A 15962-nucleotide genomic window follows, 5' to 3' on the forward strand; every position below is an offset into this window, starting at 1 on the left:
CTGTCGTGGTTCTCGGCCCGGTGGGATGGGCGAGATTATATCCCTATATAAAGCATGGTTTATGCCAGTTTGCACGCGCCGTGCTGTTTTTTTAAGGCTATGAAAAACAAAGAATAAAATCCGGCATTTTTTGACCGCCGGCTGATGATGGGCCCGCAGGCGCCCATCTCGTCAGATCCGCTGGCGAACCGGTCGACAAAAGTGTCGACCGGACCAGGTGTCGATAACACGTGACGGGGCGGCATGCGCTGTCCTCAGTCATCCTGCCCGGCGGGCGTCAGCCAGGTGAAACCGCCGTCGCCCCGCCAGTGCGCCAATTGCGCATACAGGGTTTCGACCGCCTCCCTGACCGGCGCGGTCATGGGGAAATAAAATGCCACCACATCGGGCTGGATACCGATAAACCATACCTCTTCCACATCTTCCTTTAATTGATCGATCACAAAGCTCAGCGGAAGATTATGGGTACTCATGATAAACATGTCGGCGATGATGGCGGGGTCCACCAGACGCAGCTCCCCGGGCTTCAGCGACATATCGGCGGCATCCACCACCACCACCCGTTTGGGGCGCAGGGCGCGCACCCGGTGGACCACGTTTTCCGGCGCGGATCCGCCGTTGACCACGGTCCAGCCGGCCACCGGCGCGCGCGCCATCAGCTCCGCAAGCCACGGCCCGGCGCCGTCGTCGCCCATCATGCTGTTGCCGACGGTCAGCACGACGCTGTCGGACACGTCAACGGCGTGGCCGCGGCCGGCCGGCACCGTCTTGCCGTCGCCAGCGTGGTCGTCAACGGTCATAATACTCTCCGCACAATCAGGTAAATGGCCGGCTCGGCGGCGATTTCAGCCAGCAGTCCGACCAACCGGGCGCTCCATGTCCCGAAGGGCGCGGGCTGGTTTGCGCGCAGCGGCGCAAAGGCGTTGGCCAGCAGGTCGGTATGGGTGCTGTCGATGACGATTTCGCCAAAGGTCAGCAGGCCGTGCATTTTGCGCCGCGCCTCGCCTTCCGGCAGCAGGGCGATCCACTGCTCGTATTGTTCCAGCGGGCAGATGAATTCCTTGTTCAGGCAGTCAATGACCCCCACATGGTGGCCGATGGCCAGAGAGTAATACATCACCTGTTTGGCCTGGGCGGGCATGTCGTCGTCGCTGTCCAGAAACTTTTGGCGCAGCGACCAGAAATAGACCTCAGCCATGATGGGCCTCGCTGTTCAGGGTCAGCATCAGCTGCGCGACGATATCCTGCAAACGCGGATCGTCGGCTTGGCGCAGCCAGTCGTCCACCCGCTGCGCCAAGACCGCGGGCGTGGCGCCGGGCAGCAGCGACAGCAGGGTGTCGCTGATTTCGCGTCCCGCGCGATAGCCCGCCATGCGCCGCGCATCGCGCTCGACCAGCACCCGGGTATGCAGCGGCACGTCCGGCAGCAGCAGCGCCGCTTTCTCGTCCGGCTGCTCCTGGTGCGATTCGCCTTTCAGCTTTTGTTCCAGCAGGCCGAGCGCCACGGCAAAACCGTAGATGGTGGCGGCGGGCGTGGGCGGGCAGCCGGGGATCCAGACATCGATGGGCACGATGCTTTCGCTGCCGCTCCAGACGCAGTAAAGATCGTGGAAAATGCCGCCGCCGCAGCCGCAGGCGCCGTAGGAAATACAGATTTTCGGATCCGGCGCCGCGGCATAGGCGCGCAGCGCCGGCACCCGCATCGCCCGGGTTACCGCGCCGGTAAACAGCAGGATATCCGCGTGGCGTGGCGAGGCCACCACCTTGATGCCGAAGCGTTCGGCGTCGAACAACGGGGTAATGGCGGCGAAGATCTCGATTTCACACCCGTTGCAGCCGCCGCAGTCCACCCGGTAGACATAGGCCGAGCGCTTGATATTCTGCAGCAGCGTTTTTTTGAGCGCCAGGGTATGCGGGTCGGGCGCCACGGGGATGCTGACATGGTGTTGCAGCGGGATGTCTTGCTGGCTCATTGGCTTTCTCTCCCCGCGTCGTGCGGCAGGCGCAGATCGCGGTTGCTTTGCAGGTTCTGGTGACGCTTACAGTCAGGGCAGGTTTCGAACTGCGGGCGCAGCGCGTCCAGCGCGGCTGCGTCCAGGCCGGAATGCGCCAGCAGCGCCAGGGTATAATCGATGGATTTTTTGGCGGTAAAGGGTTGATGGCATACCCGGCATTTCTGCAGGGTAAAGGTGGCGTTCACATACAAATCCGCTTTTTGCGTCACCGCCATTTCAAACTCCTCCGACAGCACGATGGCGCGGGTCGGGCAGACTTCCTCGCAGCGGCCGCAGAAAATGCAGCGGCCGAGAAACAGCTGCCAGCGCCGCTCGCCCGACGCCAGGTCCGTTTCCATGGTCAGGGCGTTGGCCGGGCAGGCGCTGGTGCAGGCGGCGCAGGCAATACACTGCGTGGGGTCATACTGCGGCTTGCCGCGAAATCCCGGCATCACCTCAAGGGGCTTGAACGGATATTTTACCGTCGGCTCGCCGGCTTTCAGGATGGTTTTAAACAGTTTGAACATCGTTCAACCCTCTACTTAAGCGGCGAATGGGTGCGTTCAATGCCATAGCGTTCCAGCTCCTGATAAGGCACGGTTTTCGCCCTGCGCTTGTTGATATCCACCAGCGTCACGCGATCGGTGCAGGAATAGCAGGGATCGAGGCTGCCGATGATCAGCGGCGCATCGGAGATATTATTGCCGCGCAGCATATACCGCAGCACCGGCCAGTTGGCGTAGGTGGCGGCGCGGCAGCGCCAGCGGAACAGCTTCTGGTTATCGCCGAGCATGCTCCAGTGCACATCCTCGCCGCGCGGCGCCTCGGAAAAGCCGAGCGCGAATTTATGCGGCTGATACGTAAAGCCCTCGGTGAGCAGCGGGCCGCCGGGCAGGTTGTCCAGTCCGTATTCAATCATCGCCAGCGAGTCCAGCACCTCTTTTACCCGTACCATGACGCGGGAATAGACGTCGCAGCCGTCAAGGGTAAACAGCGTTTTCGGCAGGTTGGCGTAGTTGGCGTAGGGGTGATCGAAGCGCAGGTCGCGCTTAAAGCCGCTGGCGCGGATCATCGGCCCCACCGGGCTGAAATCGCGGGCGATTTTCGGGTCCAGCCGGCCGATGCCCTGGGTGCGCTGCGCCATGTTCGGCGTGCTGAGCAGCATATCCACCAACTGGACGAAGTCGGCGCGCATTTCGGCCACCAGCAGCAGCGTTTTCAGCCGCTGCTCCTTGAGGATATCGCGCCGGATGCCGCCGATCAGGTTCATGCCGTAGGTCTTGCGGGCGCCGGTCAGCAGTTCCGCCATGGTCATGGCTTTTTCGCGCACGCGGAAGAACTGCATAAAGCCGGTGTCAAAACCGACAAAGTGGCTGGACAGGCCGATATTCAGCAGATGGCTGTGCAGGCGTTCCACTTCCAGCAGGATGCTGCGGATGGCGTGGGCGCGCGGCGGCACCACGATGCCCAGCGCGTTTTCCACCGAGTTGGTATAGGCCACGCTGTGGGTAAAACCGCAGATGCCGCACACCCGGTCCGACAGGAAGGTGACCTCGTTATACCCCATGCGGGTTTCCGCCAGCTTTTCCATGCCGCGATGGACGTAGAATAGCCGGTAGTCGGCGTCGACAATCTGCTCGCCGTCGACAAACAGCCGGAAGTGGCCCGGTTCGTCGGAGGTGATATGCAGCGGGCCGATGGGCACCACCCGGGTCTCGCCGGCGGCGTCGTTCTCGAAGGGATAGGTTTCGGTCTCAGTGGTCGGCGTCGGGCGCTGGCGATAGTCCATGCTGTCCTTGCGCAGCGGATAGAGATCCTCCGGCCAATCGTCGGGCAGCACCAGGCGCCGTTCGTCCGGCAGGCCCACCGGGATCAGGCCGTACATATCGCGGATTTCGCGTTCGCCCCACACCGCCGCCGGGACGCGCGGCGTCACCGACGGGAATTCAAGGGTCGTGGCGCTCACCAGCGCCTTGACGATGATCCAGCACTTCTCGCCCTGTTCCATCGACAGCACATAATAGACGGCAAAATCGCCGCACAGGGTACGCTCATCGTTGCCGAACAGCACCGACAGCCAGCCGCCCTGGTTGTAGTAGAGAAACTCCACCACCTCCGGCAGGGCGTTAACCTTCACCGTGATGGTTAACTGATTGGCCGTTTGCCATTCGTGGGCCAGGACCGCCGCGGGGAATTTTTCGTTTACCTGCGCCAGGTAACCCAGGCCGAGTTTATCGGAAATGATGTCTGTCACTTTACTTCTCCTGACGGGGAATGAATGGGCGTTGCCGTCCCGGTATCCAGCGCGGCCCAGGGCCAGCTGAACGATGCCACATCGTGGTTAAGCACGATGGTGGCGGCGTTTTCCAACAGCCCGATCACCGGCCGGGGAATGCAGGTGCCCATCACCAGCATCAGCACCAGCAGCACGGCCATCGGCAGCGTGGTCAGCCAGCCCAGTTCGCCTTTGCTCGTCGCCTCCGGCCGGTCGCCGAACACGGTCATGGCAATCATGCGCACCAGCCCGCCGAGCACCACGGTCAGCAGCAGCAACAGCACCAAGGTAAGAATAAGATGGCCGCCGGCAAGTCCCGCCGCCACCGTCATAAATTCGCTGAGGAAGATATTAAACGGCGGCATGCCGCCCAGCGCCAGCGCGCCCGCCGCCATCATAACGGCGGTAAAGGGCGCGACGCGCATCATGCCTTTTACCGCGCCCATATCGCGGGTGCCGTATTTCAGCAGCACATTGCCGGACCCGCAGAATAATAAGGTCTTCGTCAGGCTGTGGTTGAGGGTATGCAGCAGCGCCGCCAGCACGCCCAGGGGGCCGCCGATGCCAATCGCCACCACGATAAGTCCCATGTTCTCCACGCTGGAATAGGCCAGCAGCCGTTTGATATCGCGCTGCACCAGAATGAAAAACGCGGCTACCGCCACAGACAGCATGCCGAATACGATCAACAGGCGGCTGGGGAACACCGGGCCGATGGCGGCGCTGATAATGATGTAATAGCGCAGGATAACCAGCAGGGCGCAGTTGAGCAGTACCGCCGACAGCAGGGCGCTGGTGGGGCTGGGCGCTTCGCTGTGGGCGTCGGGCAGCCAGGCGTGCATCGGAAACAGGCCGGTCTTGGTGCCGAAACCAATCAGCACGAACACAAACGCCAGATGCATCAGCGTCGGATCCAGCAGGCTGGTGTGCTTGAGCACTTCGGTCCAGAAAATCGCCTGGCCCGGATCGGGCAGGACGCTGGCGGCGTTGGCGTAGACCAGAATGGTGCCGTACAGGCCGAATGCGACGCCGACGGTACAGATAATGATGTATTTCCAGGCCGCCTCCAGCGAGGAGCGCTGGCCGTAAAGGCCCACCAGGAACGCCGAGCTGAGGGTGGTGGCTTCCACCGCCGCCCACATCAGGATCAGGTTGTTGCTGCTCACCACCAGCAGCATGGTGAATAAAAACAGATGAAAAAAGCCGTAGTAGTGACACAAGGTGGTGACGGAAATTTCACCGGTGTCGACTTCATGGCGCATGTAACCCATGGAGTACAGGCCGGTGATGAAACCGATAATGCCGAGGATGGCCAGGAACAGCGCGCCCAGGCTGTCGATATACAGCCAGCGGTGCGCGGCCAGCAGCGCTCCTTGCGCCATGACCTGGCCTACCACCCACAGCGCTTCCGCCAGCAAGGCGATGATGCCCAGGGTGTGCAGGGCGGTGACCAGGCCGCGCGCCGCGCCGCCGGCGAACCGGCAGGCAAAGGCCAACAGCGATATCGCCAGTGGTGTAACCAGTAATATCAATAACATAGCGGTATTGCTCATCTCATTACCCCTTCAGCGCCGTCAGTTGATTAACATTCAGCGTGTTGAGCGTACGGTAGATTTTGCGTGCCATGAACGCCATGATAAGCACGGCGAAGATAGCGTCGGTGGCAATACCGATTTCCACCAGCTCCGGCGCCCGGTTGGCCAGCAGCGCCAGCGTCAGGTGCGAGCCGTTTTCCATCAGGCAGTATCCGAATACCTGCTTGAGGATATTGCGCTGGGTGACGATACACAGCAGCCCGAGCAGGAAATGGCCCAGCGATACCGCCAGCGCCGGTTTCAGCGCGGCCACCATCGGCAGGCTTACCGGCGCGACGACAAACCAGCACAGCAGCACGATAATCGCCGCCGCCAGCATCAGCAGGGTCGGGCTGATAATGCCGCCATCCGCGCCGGGATCGGACAGTTTGCTAAATGCCCTGGCCATGATCAGCGGCACCAGCACCACCTTGGTGATCAGCGCGCTCAGGGACCAGAGCATCAGCTGGTGGGCCTGGAGCGTTTGCGCCAGGGTGAAGAAAATCAGCACCAGCACCAGCGATTGCAGTGCATACAAACAGCAGGAGACCATGGGGCGTTTGGCGCCGATGACCAACAGCGAGGTGAGCATCATCAGGCCCGCGAGGTTATTGACTATCAGAGATCCGGTCATAAATTTGTTCCTTATCCAAGCCAGGCGACGGCAATAAAGCTGGAGCACAGCGACATCACGATCAGAACCACCAGCACCGCGCGCATGGCCAGCGGCAGCGGCGCGGCCTGCGCCACCGCCTCGCTGGGCTTGCCGGGAACCACCCGTCCGAACCAAAAAAGCAGCCAGGCGAAGCTGGCGACAGACTCAATCAACACCAGGATCATCAGCGGTGTCAGCACCCAGTACTGGCTTGACAGGGCGAAGCCGGCGGCGAAAATCGGGAACTTGCTGAAAAAGCCGTTGAACGGCGGCACGCCGGTAATGGCCAGCGCCGCCACGCAAAAACCGATGCCCAGCAGCGGCATCTTGCCGATGACGCCCTTAAGCCTGGGCAGCATGCGGGTGCCGCAGCTGTAGCTGAAGGCGCCGGCCACCAGGAAGAACAGGCTCTTGGCGAAGGCGTGGTTAAAGATGTAGGCGATGCCGCCGTTGAAGGCCTCCTTCGACCCGAAGATCGCCAGCGACAGGGCGAAAAAGATATACGCCAGCTGGGTGATGGTGGACCAGGCCAGCAGCCGTTTCATATCCTTTTGCGGCAGGTACATCATAAAGCCGTAGATCATGGTCGCCACCGCCATTACCATGCCGACCCAGCCGATGATATGCGGTACGTCGCCGGCGGACAGGATGGCGCGGGCGAAGATATACACCCCGACCTTGACCATGGACGCGGCGTGCAGATAGGCGCTGACCGGGGTCGGCGCCTCCATGGCGTCCGGCAGCCAGGCTTGCAGCGGCAACTGGGCGGACTTGCCCCAGGCGGCGAACAGGATGCCGCCGAACACCACCAGCGCGGGGGTGCCGTGCAGCTGGCCCAGGGCGCTGAGGGCGAAGGTGCCGGTGGTGATAAACAGCGTCGCCGCCGCCAGGTACAGGCCGATGGAGGCGAAGTGGGTTATCAGCAGGGCTTTCATGGCGGAACGCTGGGCTTTCGGCGTCTGGTAGTAGCCGATCAATCCCCAGGAGCAGCCGCCGGTGATTTCAAAAAACAGCAGCTGGCCGAGCAGGGTGGACGACAGCACCAGCCCCGCCATGGCGCCGATAAACACCAGCAGAAAGGCATAATAACGATTGGTGCCCTCATGGGGATGCTCACGGTTGCCGTTGGTAAGGTAACCGGTGGAATACAGACTCACCAGCAGGCCGAGAAACACCACCGCGAACAGGATCAGGGTGCTGATGCGATCAACAGTGACGCCTATCAGCGCCGTGTCGCCATACGACAGCAGGGTATAGGTGGCGTCGAGCTTGCCGCCGCTGAAAAACGCCTGCGCCAGCCAAAGCGTGCCGAGCGTCGCCAGCAGCGCAAACAGGGTGCAGAGCCATTTCGCCAGGCGTTGGGGCAGGCAGGCGGTCAGCAGCGCGCCGGCAAATGGGACCAGAACAGTCGCAAGGGCTATAATCTCCATAATAAATTTCCTGGCTCCTTAAAGTCCGGTGAGGTAAAAAACAAAGGACAGCGCGGCGACGCCGAACCCCAGCCAGGTCACGCGCGGAATCAATAAAAAGCGCCCGCGCGCCAGGCTGTTTTCCAATAGGGAAGCGAGGGTAAACACCACGACAAGCTTGATAACCGTGGCGACCAGCGCCCAGAGCAGCGACGGCGCGGTCAGTTCCGTGACCTTGCCGAAGGGAATAAATACCGCCAGGAACAGTTCGGCCATCACCACCTGTTTCAGGCCGATGCCCCACTTCACCAGCGCCAGGCCGGAACCGCTATACTCGGTCAGCGGCCCTTCCTGCAGTTCCTGTTCCGCCTCCGCCACGTCGAACGGAATCTTGCCCATCTCGATAAAGGTGGCGAAGCCGCAGGCCAGCAGGGCCAGGAAAGTGGCGGTGGGGGAAATCCAGCCGGCGGAAAGCGTGGCGCTGATGGCGCCGATATTGGTGGAGCCGGTAATCAGCGCCACCACCAGCAGCGCCAGGATCAGGGTAGGCTCCACCAGCACGCCCAGCGTCAGCTCGCGGCTGGCGCCGATGCCGGCGAAGGTGCTGCCGGTATCCAGCCCCGACAGCGAAAAGAAGAACCGGAACAGCGCGAACAGATACAGCAGGGCGATCAGATCCCCCGCCGCGCCGAACGGTGAAAAGCGGGTCAGCACCGGCAGGGTCATGGACACCAGCAGCATACTGCCCAGCAGCACATAGGGCATGACGCGAAATACCGGCCCCGCCTGCTCCGGCGCCACGTCCTGGCGTTTGAGCAGCTTGGCGATATCGCGGTAATCCTGCCACAGCCCGGGTCCGCGCCGGGAATGCATACGGGCGCGGATTTGCCGTGACAGGCCGGTCAGCAGCGGCGTCAACGCCAGCAGCAGCAGCGCCTGGACCAGGGCGAACAGCCCCATGGTCAGCGACGGCAACGGTTGTATCAACATGGTCTCTCTCCTCAGAGGGCGGTGACAAGCAGCAGGATGACCAGCGCGGCGACCACGTACAGGCAGTAAATGCGGAAATCCCCGCCCTGCAAGACCTGGACCCGCGCGCCCAGGCGCTGGGTGATACGTACCAAGGGGTTGATGATATCCTCATCCCAGAAGGGTTCGACGCGGCCCGCGCCGAGCGTGGCGTACTCCAGCGCCTGTTTAAGCCGGGGCGACGGGTCGAGCCGGCGCCTGAGCCCGTAAAGGGTGGCGAACATCACGCGCAGCGGCTGGGTAAAGCTGCCGGCCGACATGGCCATCAGCGGTTCCCAGGCATAACCGCAGGCCCAGGGATCGCCGCCGCGGCGATAGCCCGGCTGGGCGCCTTTGCGCAGCAGGTAAATCGCCAGCGGGATCAGCGGCAGGGCCAGCAGCAGGATAAACATCATCAGCGGCGACATCATGGCCTGGCCGGCCTGCTGCGGCACCAGCAGCGTCCCCTGGACCACGGTAAAATCATGGGTATGGCTCAGCCCGGCGGCGACGTTCGCCAGCACCGGGGCCACCAGGGACGCGCCGGCGCCAAGCAGTACGCACGACAGCGCCAGCAGCAGCATGGCCGTGGTCATCTGCCAGGGCACCTCGCGGGCCTGGGCGGCTTTATCGCTCCTGGCCGCGCCGCAAAAGCTGATGCCGTAGACCTTGACAAAGCACATCGCCGCCAGCGCGCCGGTAATGGCCAGCATCACCATCGCCACGGGACCGCTCAGGCGCATGATAAAACCGCCGTCATGGCTCATGGTGAACAGGGATTGATAGGTGTACCACTCGCTGACAAAACCGTTGAGCGGCGGCAGCGCGGAGATGGCCATACAGCCGATAAGAAACGCCATCGCGGTAAGGGGCATCAGGCGGCCAAGGCCCCCCATTTTTTCCATATCGCGGCTGTGCACGCGCCAGATAATGGCGCCGGCGCCGAGGAACAGCAATCCTTTGAAGACCGCGTGGTTAAGTAAATGATACAGCGCGCCGAGCAGCCCGAGCGCGGCCAGCACCGGATGATGGGCGGCAATGCCCACCATGCCGACGCCCACCCCCATCAGGATGATGCCGATGTTTTCCACCGTATGCCACGCCAGCAGGCGCTTGATATCATGCTCCGCCAGCGCGTACAGCACCCCGAGCACCGAGGACACCGCGCCGAAGGCCAATACCAGGATGCCCCACCACAGCTGGCTGGCGCCCAGCAGGTCGATGCCGACCTTGATAATGCCGAAAATGCCGATTTTCACCATGACGCCGGACATCAGCGCCGAGGCGTGCGACGGCGCGGCGGGATGCGCGCGCGGCAGCCAGCTGTGCAGCGGCAGCATGCCGGCCTTGGCGCCGAAACCGAAAAACGCCAGCAGGAACACCGCCGAGGCGCCGGCGGGCGACAGCGACAGCCCGCGGAACGACGCAAACTCCAGGCTGCCGCTCTGGCGCCACATCAGGAAGAACGACACCATGATCAGTACCGACCCGGCGTGGGCGATAAAGAAGTACAGCAGCCCGGCGTTAACGGATTCTTCGTCCTGATCGGCAATCACCAGGAACCAGGACGCCAGCGACATCATTTCGAAGAAGATGATGAACCAGAAGGCGTTGTCCATCACCACAAGCGTGGCCATCGAGGCGATAAACAGGTTCATAAAGAAGCCCATCGCCGCCGCGCCGCGGCCGATATATTCGCGCACATAAGCGATGGAGTAGAGGGCGCACACCGTCACCAGCAGCGAAATCACCAGCAGCATAAAGGCCGCCAGCCCGTCCAGGCGCACGCTGAAGGCGGCAAAGGGAAAGGGGCCGGCGGCGGCCCAGGTCAGCGTCTCGCCGCTCAGCAATACCGGGACGGCGGCAAGTCCGCCCAGCACCCCGCCGGCCATCGCCGTCAGACCGGCGACCCATATCGCCAGCGCTTCCCGGCGCGCCAGCAACAGCGACAGGATGCCGCCGATAACGTACAGCCCGAGCGAACCGCTGAGTAATTGAAAGGGGCCCATGTTTATTCCTGCTCCGGTGTAGGGGGGGAAAGAAAATCCAGATCCGACGACAGCCAGCGCGCCGCATAGTTGCGCCTGCGCCGGCTGGCCTGTTCCACCGCGCCGTCATCCACCAGCACCAGCGCGTCGGTCGGGCAGACCTTGACGCACTGCGGGCCGTCGGGATGGAAATCGCACAGGTCGCATTTCACCGCCACGCTCCGGACCCCGGCGTTCCAGGCCAGGAACGGATTCATGTTCTGCGGGCTTTCCGGCACATCGGCCAGTTGCCGCGAGGGAATAAAATTCTCGAACAACGTGGGGATATTCACCGGCGTACTGCCGGAGGGCGTGATGGCGCCGAAGGGACAGGCCAGTCCGCACAGTTTGCAGCCGATGCACAGGCTTTCATTGAGCTCGATGGCGTCAGGACCATGGGTTATGGCGTTGACGGGGCAGACGCGGGCGCAGGGCGCGTCTTCACAATGGCGGCACAGCAACGGCGCGGTATGCTCGCCGGTACGGGTTACGTAAAGCCGGGGGTGCGACTGCAACCCCACGGCCTTATGCACCTGGGTACAAGCGGCCATACAGGTGTTACAGCCAATGCAAAGCTGTGGTTCCGCGATAACAAAGCGGTTCATAACCCTCTCCTCCAGGAGAAACGGATGACAGTCAGGCTGCATGCTTAATCGATGCCCGCGACTAAAGCATATTCCATGCCAGCAGTAGGGTTATAGCCGGCAAGGCCCGTGGCGCGGGCATCGGTGGGAGGGTGATCAAGGAAAAAAGGCGCGGGCGAGGGTAATATCGTCATAAGTGTCGACCCCGGCGGCCGCGGGAGTGTCGTCATAAGTGACGACGTGCCGGCGCCGGGGGCCGTGAAGGGAACAGCGCCGCCGGGGCTGGCGTCAGTCCTTTGATTTTTAAGTTTAAATTATTCGTGCCGGCGCGCCAGACCTGGCATCCCCCTTGCATGCGCATGATAAGCACTGCCACGGTCCCCGCGTCCGGAAACGCCCGCGGGACCGCCGCTCCGGCCTGGCCGCGGCCAGCGTCGCGCGCGAAGTCTTGACCGGGCGCTCACCCGACCTTAAGCGGAGCCATTAATGCATGAATTAACACTGGCGCAGAACACGCTGGAAATCCTGGAGCAGCAGGCGCGGTTAAACGGCGCGCGGCGCGTAACCGGCGTTTGGCTGTCCATCGGCGCCTTCTCCTGCGTGGAGGCGGAATCCCTGCATTTTTGTTTCGATATGGTGTGCCGGGGCACCGCGGCCGAGGGATGCGTGCTGCATCTCGAGCAGCAGCCGGCCGAGGCCTGGTGCGGGCGCTGCCTGCGCCACGTCATGCTGCCCGACGCGCCGCTGCTGGTCTGTCCGCTGTGCGGCGGGCATCAGCTGCAAACAGACGCCCATGACCACATCCAGATCAAACGACTGGAAGTGGCGTAACGTTATACTGGGCCTATTCACGATGTTAGGAGACTTGCCATGTGCAGTACCTGCGGTTGTGCCGAAGGCGAACGTCATATCGAGGGTGATGATGATCGCCACTCTCATCATCACCACAGCCATGCCGATCACGACCACGCTCATCATGACCATAGCCATGCCGATCACGATCACCCTCATCATGACCATGGCCACAGCCATCATGACGCCGCCCACGCCGCTTCGCCGCGCCGCATCAGCCTGACCGCCGCCGCGCCTGCGACGATAATCCATCATCACTATCACGGCGACGTGCATAATCATTACTACAGCGTGGCGCCGGGGCACATGCCGCCGCCGGCCGCCGGGCGCGTTATGGATCGCGACGGAAATGCCGGCAGCGGCGCCGGACGTGCCGCTTATCCCGCCGGGGATACCGGCGGTTCGGCGTTTATTCCGCAGTCAGGCCCCCAGGGGGATCTTGATTACGGCCAGGGCCCGGCGGGTACCCATGCGACAGGCCTTAGCCAGCGCCGCATGGTGGAAATCGAGATTGACGTGCTGGATAAAAACAACCGGCTGGCGGCACGCAACCGGGCGTATTTCCAGGCGATGAATATCCTGGCGCTGAACCTGGTTTCCAGCCCCGGATCGGGTAAGACCACCCTGCTGACCGAAACGCTGCTGCGGCTGCGGGACCGGGTCAGCTGCGCGGTGATCGAAGGCGATCAGCAAACCACCAATGACGCCGACCGCATCCGCGCCACCGGCGTCCCGGCCATTCAGGTCAATACCGGCAAAGGCTGTCATCTCGACGCGCAAATGATCCATGACGCCGCCCAACGGCTGGCGCCGCCGGAGAGCAGCCTGCTGTTTATCGAAAACGTCGGCAACCTGGTGTGCCCGGCCGGTTTTGATCTGGGCGAGCGGTTGAAAGTGGTGGTGCTGTCGGTCACCGAAGGAGAGGACAAGCCGCTGAAATATCCCCATATGTTCGCCGCCGCCGGGCTAATGATCCTCAATAAAACCGATTTGCTGCCCTGGGTGACGTTTGACGTCGATATCTGTATCGCCAATGCCCGCCGGGTGAATCCGGCGATTGCGGTGCTGATGGTGTCGGCCACCACCGGCGCGGGCATGGACGCCTGGCTGGGCTGGCTGACGGATCAGCTGGCCGGCGGCCGGACAGCGGCGGACGCGGAGGCACAGTCATGTGCATAGGCATTCCCGGCCAGGTGATGGCGCTGGATAACGACAGCCCGGGCAACGCCTGGGTCGATGTGTGCGGTGTTAGACGCCGGGTTAACGTGCGGCTGGTTTGCGCCGACGAGGCCGCCATGGCCACGTTGCCGGGTCAATGGATCCTGGTGCATGTCGGATTTGCCATGAGCCTGCTCGACGAGCATGAGGCGCGGGAAACCCTGGATGCGCTTCAGGCCATGGGCGAGGTGGAGCCCGACGTCGGTTATTTCCTGCGCGGAGGTGAGCCCGATGCGGTTCGTTGACGAATACCGCCAGCCCGAGCTGGTGCGCGGCCTGGTCACCCGCATCGCCGAGCGCATGCCTTTTACCGGCTATACGCCGGCGCGCCCCCTGCAGATCATGGAAGTGTGCGGCGGCCATACCCATGCCATTTTTAAATTTGGTCTCGATAAATTACTGCCGCCGTCGCTGGAATTTATTCACGGTCCGGGCTGTCCGGTTTGCGTGCTGCCGGCGGGGCGCATCGACGCCTGCCTGGAAATCGCCCAGCGGCCCGGGGTGATTTTTTGCACCTTCGGCGACGCCATGCGCGTGCCCGGCCGCAACGGGTCGCTGCTGACCGCCCGCCAGCGGGGCGCCGACGTGCGTATGGTCTGGTCGCCTCTTGACGCGCTGGCCATTGCCCGGGCGAACCCCGACCGGCAGGTGGTGTTTTTCGGCATCGGGTTTGAAACCACCATGCCCGCCAGCGCCGTCACCCTGCAGCAGGCGCGCGCCGACGGCGTGGAGAACTTTTTCCTGTTCTGCCAGCACATCACCCTGATGCCGACGCTGAAAAGCCTGCTGGCGCAGCCGGATGTGCGCATCGACGGTTTTATCGCCCCCGGCCATGTCAGCATGGTGATAGGCGAACAGCCTTTTGCTTATATCAGCGATGTTTGCCATAAGCCGGTGGTGGTCACCGGCTTCGAACCGGGGGACATCCTGCAGGGCCTGCTGATGCTGATCGAACAGTACGCCGCGGGGCGCTGCACGGTGGAAAACCAATACCGGCGCGTGGTGCCGGGGCAGGGTAACGGCCTGGCGCAGCGCGCCATGGACGAGGTGTTCATTACCGCGGGCGCCAGCGAATGGCGCGGCCTGGGGGTTATCGACGATTCCCGCGTCAGCCTGCGTCCGGACTGGATGGCGTTTGACGCGGAGCTGCGGTTCCATCCCGCCCAGCAACCCGTGGCGGATGACCCGCGCGCCCGCTGCGGCGCGGTGCTGACCGGGCGCTGCAAGCCGGCGGACTGCCCGCTGTTCGGCGGCGTCTGCACGCCGGAAAACGCCTTCGGCGCGCTGATGGTTTCATCGGAGGGGGCTTGCGCCGCCTGGTATCAATATCGTCGGAGTGAGGCATGAACAAACAGATTACGCTGGCGCACGGCAACGGCGGCGGCGCCATGCAGGCGCTGATAAGCGGAGTATTCCTCAGCGCCTTCGACAACCCGCTGCTGTGCACCGGGGAAGACCAGGCCCGCTTGCAACTGAGCGAAATGACCGCCCTGGGCGACCGGCTGGCCTTTACCACCGACAGCTATGTGGTCGACCCGCTGTTTTTCCCCGGCGGCGATATCGGCAAGCTGGCGGTGTGCGGCACCGCCAACGATCTGGCGGTCAGCGGCGCCACCCCGCGCTGGCTTTCCTGCGGTTTTATCCTTGAGGAAGGACTGCCGCTGGAGATCCTGGAACGGGTGGTGCGGTCGATGGCCGCCACCGCCCGCGACGCCGGCATCCAGATTGTGACCGGCGACACCAAAGTGGTGCCGCGCGGCGCGGTGGATAAATTGTTTATCAATACCGCCGGGCTGGGCGTGATCCCGACCGGCATCGACTGGGGCGCGTCCCGTATCCGCGCCGGCGATCGCATCCTGGTCAGCGGCACGCTGGGGGATCACGGCGCCACGATCCTTAATCTGCGCGAGCACCTCGGCATGGAGGCGGATCTGGTCAGCGACTGCGCGGTGCTGGCGCCGCTTATCGCCGCCCTGCGCGATATCGGCGGCGTGCGTACCCTGCGCGACGCCACGCGTGGCGGCGTGACCGCCATCCTGCATGAGTTCGCCCGCGGCAGCCTGTGCGGCATGAGCATTAACGAGGCGGCGCTGCCGGTAAAAACCACGGTGCGCGGGCTGTGCGAACTGCTGGGGCTGGAGCCGCTGAATTTCGCCAATGAAGGCAAGCTGGTGCTGATAGTGGACGCGGCGGCGGAGCAGCAGGTGCTGCGGGCGCTGCGCGCGCACCCGCTGGGACGCGACGCCGCGGTCATCGGCGAGGTGACCGGGGATAAACAGGTCCGGCTGCGCGGGCTATACGGCGTTAGCCGTTTGCTCGATCTGCCGCATGACGAACCCCTGCCGAGGATTTGCTAGCGGAGAAGA

At 63.2% G+C, this 15962-nt stretch carries 17 protein-coding genes; 5 read left to right on the forward strand and 12 right to left on the reverse strand.

What is annotated here, in order from left to right:
• Nucleotides 1-254: 254 nt before the first annotated feature.
• The 12 genes from hycI to ABUK12_RS22305 all read right to left on the reverse strand — a co-directional run bounded on the left by hycI (nucleotide 255) and on the right by ABUK12_RS22305 (nucleotide 11720).
• Nucleotides 255-698 (reverse strand): hydrogenase maturation peptidase HycI, encoded by a 444-nt coding sequence (gene hycI, locus ABUK12_RS22250; RefSeq protein ID WP_410016742.1) that lies wholly within the window; start codon nucleotides 696-698, stop codon nucleotides 255-257.
• A gap of 98 nt (nucleotides 699-796) precedes the next feature.
• Nucleotides 797-1198, reverse strand: a complete 402-nt coding sequence (locus ABUK12_RS22255) for a formate hydrogenlyase maturation HycH family protein (protein WP_410013862.1) — start codon at nucleotides 1196-1198, stop codon at nucleotides 797-799.
• A complete protein-coding gene (locus tag ABUK12_RS22260) occupies nucleotides 1191-1973 on the reverse strand; it encodes an NADH-quinone oxidoreductase subunit B family protein (RefSeq protein ID WP_410013863.1) in 783 nt (260 codons plus the stop codon). Before ABUK12_RS22260 ends, ABUK12_RS22255 begins: the two co-directional genes overlap by 8 nt.
• Nucleotides 1970-2521: a hydrogenase 4 subunit H gene (gene hyfH, locus ABUK12_RS22265; RefSeq protein ID WP_410013864.1), complete on the reverse strand. Its 552-nt coding sequence runs from the start codon at nucleotides 2519-2521 to the stop codon at nucleotides 1970-1972. The genes ABUK12_RS22260 and hyfH overlap by 4 nt, the downstream gene beginning before the upstream one ends.
• 11 nt (nucleotides 2522-2532) lie before the next feature.
• The gene (locus tag ABUK12_RS22270) at nucleotides 2533-4248 is read right to left on the reverse strand and encodes an NADH-quinone oxidoreductase subunit C (RefSeq protein ID WP_410013865.1); all 1716 of its coding nucleotides are present in this window, start codon (nucleotides 4246-4248) and stop codon (nucleotides 2533-2535) included.
• Complete coding sequence (locus tag ABUK12_RS22275) at nucleotides 4245-5822, reverse strand: hydrogenase 4 subunit F (protein ID WP_410013866.1); 1578 nt, start codon at nucleotides 5820-5822, stop codon at nucleotides 4245-4247. The genes ABUK12_RS22270 and ABUK12_RS22275 overlap by 4 nt, the downstream gene beginning before the upstream one ends.
• A gap of 4 nt (nucleotides 5823-5826) precedes the next feature.
• On the reverse strand, nucleotides 5827-6477 hold the full coding sequence (hyfE, locus tag ABUK12_RS22280; protein ID WP_410013867.1) for a hydrogenase 4 membrane subunit: 651 nt from the start codon (nucleotides 6475-6477) through the stop codon (nucleotides 5827-5829).
• An 11-nt stretch (nucleotides 6478-6488) separates the two neighbouring features.
• Complete coding sequence (locus tag ABUK12_RS22285) at nucleotides 6489-7928, reverse strand: hydrogenase 4 subunit D (RefSeq protein WP_410013868.1); 1440 nt, start codon at nucleotides 7926-7928, stop codon at nucleotides 6489-6491.
• 18 nt (nucleotides 7929-7946) lie between these two features.
• A complete protein-coding gene (locus tag ABUK12_RS22290) occupies nucleotides 7947-8897 on the reverse strand; it encodes a respiratory chain complex I subunit 1 family protein (RefSeq protein ID WP_410013869.1) in 951 nt (316 codons plus the stop codon).
• A gap of 11 nt (nucleotides 8898-8908) precedes the next feature.
• A complete protein-coding gene (gene hyfB, locus ABUK12_RS22295; protein WP_410013870.1) occupies nucleotides 8909-10924 on the reverse strand; it encodes a hydrogenase 4 subunit B in 2016 nt (671 codons plus the stop codon).
• Nucleotides 10925-10926: 2 nt separating this feature from the next.
• Nucleotides 10927-11547: a 4Fe-4S dicluster domain-containing protein gene (locus tag ABUK12_RS22300; protein WP_410013871.1), complete on the reverse strand. Its 621-nt coding sequence runs from the start codon at nucleotides 11545-11547 to the stop codon at nucleotides 10927-10929.
• Between the two features lie 44 nt (nucleotides 11548-11591).
• Complete coding sequence (locus ABUK12_RS22305; RefSeq protein ID WP_410013872.1) at nucleotides 11592-11720, reverse strand: hypothetical protein; 129 nt, start codon at nucleotides 11718-11720, stop codon at nucleotides 11592-11594.
• Nucleotides 11721-12012: 292 nt separating this feature from the next.
• On the opposite strand from ABUK12_RS22305, the gene hypA reads away from it, so the two are divergent.
• Genes hypA through hypE form a run of 5 tightly spaced genes read left to right on the forward strand, consistent with a single transcriptional unit; the run spans nucleotide 12013 to nucleotide 15953 of the window.
• Entirely contained in the window at nucleotides 12013-12357 is a 345-nt protein-coding gene (gene hypA, locus ABUK12_RS22310; RefSeq protein WP_410013873.1) for a hydrogenase maturation nickel metallochaperone HypA, read from the forward strand.
• Between the two features lie 39 nt (nucleotides 12358-12396).
• The gene (gene hypB / locus ABUK12_RS22315; RefSeq protein ID WP_410013874.1) at nucleotides 12397-13557 is read left to right on the forward strand and encodes a hydrogenase nickel incorporation protein HypB; all 1161 of its coding nucleotides are present in this window, start codon (nucleotides 12397-12399) and stop codon (nucleotides 13555-13557) included.
• Nucleotides 13548-13841, forward strand: coding sequence for a HypC/HybG/HupF family hydrogenase formation chaperone (hypC, locus tag ABUK12_RS22320; protein ID WP_410013875.1), 294 nt, complete (start codon nucleotides 13548-13550; stop codon nucleotides 13839-13841). Before hypB ends, hypC begins: the two co-directional genes overlap by 10 nt.
• Nucleotides 13828-14943, forward strand: coding sequence for a hydrogenase formation protein HypD (hypD, locus tag ABUK12_RS22325; RefSeq protein ID WP_410013876.1), 1116 nt, complete (start codon nucleotides 13828-13830; stop codon nucleotides 14941-14943). The genes hypC and hypD overlap by 14 nt, the downstream gene beginning before the upstream one ends.
• Entirely contained in the window at nucleotides 14940-15953 is a 1014-nt protein-coding gene (hypE, locus tag ABUK12_RS22330) for a hydrogenase expression/formation protein HypE (protein ID WP_410013877.1), read from the forward strand. Before hypD ends, hypE begins: the two co-directional genes overlap by 4 nt.
• Nucleotides 15954-15962: the final 9 nt, after the last annotated feature.

Source organism: Sodalis sp. C49, from assembly GCF_046352915.1.
In the GTDB taxonomy this organism is placed as follows: Bacteria; Pseudomonadota; Gammaproteobacteria; order Enterobacterales; family Enterobacteriaceae; genus Acerihabitans.

Coding starts and splice junctions, on each gene's coding strand:
- hyfH (WP_410013864.1), bottom strand. CDS start 2,521: ATGTTCAAACTGTTTAAAACCATCCTGAAAGCCGGCGAGCCGACGGTA.
- hycI (WP_410016742.1), bottom strand. CDS start 698: ATGATGGGCGACGACGGCGCCGGGCCGTGGCTTGCGGAGCTGATGGCG.
- ABUK12_RS22285 (WP_410013868.1), bottom strand. CDS start 7,928: ATGGAGATTATAGCCCTTGCGACTGTTCTGGTCCCATTTGCCGGCGCG.
- ABUK12_RS22275 (WP_410013866.1), bottom strand. CDS start 5,822: ATGAGCAATACCGCTATGTTATTGATATTACTGGTTACACCACTGGCG.
- ABUK12_RS22305 (WP_410013872.1), bottom strand. CDS start 11,720: ATGACGATATTACCCTCGCCCGCGCCTTTTTTCCTTGATCACCCTCCC.
- hypE (WP_410013877.1), top strand. CDS start 14,940: ATGAACAAACAGATTACGCTGGCGCACGGCAACGGCGGCGGCGCCATG.
- hypD (WP_410013876.1), top strand. CDS start 13,828: ATGCGGTTCGTTGACGAATACCGCCAGCCCGAGCTGGTGCGCGGCCTG.
- ABUK12_RS22255 (WP_410013862.1), bottom strand. CDS start 1,198: ATGGCTGAGGTCTATTTCTGGTCGCTGCGCCAAAAGTTTCTGGACAGC.
- hypB (WP_410013874.1), top strand. CDS start 12,397: ATGTGCAGTACCTGCGGTTGTGCCGAAGGCGAACGTCATATCGAGGGT.
- ABUK12_RS22300 (WP_410013871.1), bottom strand. CDS start 11,547: ATGAACCGCTTTGTTATCGCGGAACCACAGCTTTGCATTGGCTGTAAC.
- hypA (WP_410013873.1), top strand. CDS start 12,013: ATGCATGAATTAACACTGGCGCAGAACACGCTGGAAATCCTGGAGCAG.
- hyfB (WP_410013870.1), bottom strand. CDS start 10,924: ATGGGCCCCTTTCAATTACTCAGCGGTTCGCTCGGGCTGTACGTTATC.
- hypC (WP_410013875.1), top strand. CDS start 13,548: ATGTGCATAGGCATTCCCGGCCAGGTGATGGCGCTGGATAACGACAGC.
- ABUK12_RS22290 (WP_410013869.1), bottom strand. CDS start 8,897: ATGTTGATACAACCGTTGCCGTCGCTGACCATGGGGCTGTTCGCCCTG.
- hyfE (WP_410013867.1), bottom strand. CDS start 6,477: ATGACCGGATCTCTGATAGTCAATAACCTCGCGGGCCTGATGATGCTC.
- ABUK12_RS22260 (WP_410013863.1), bottom strand. CDS start 1,973: ATGAGCCAGCAAGACATCCCGCTGCAACACCATGTCAGCATCCCCGTG.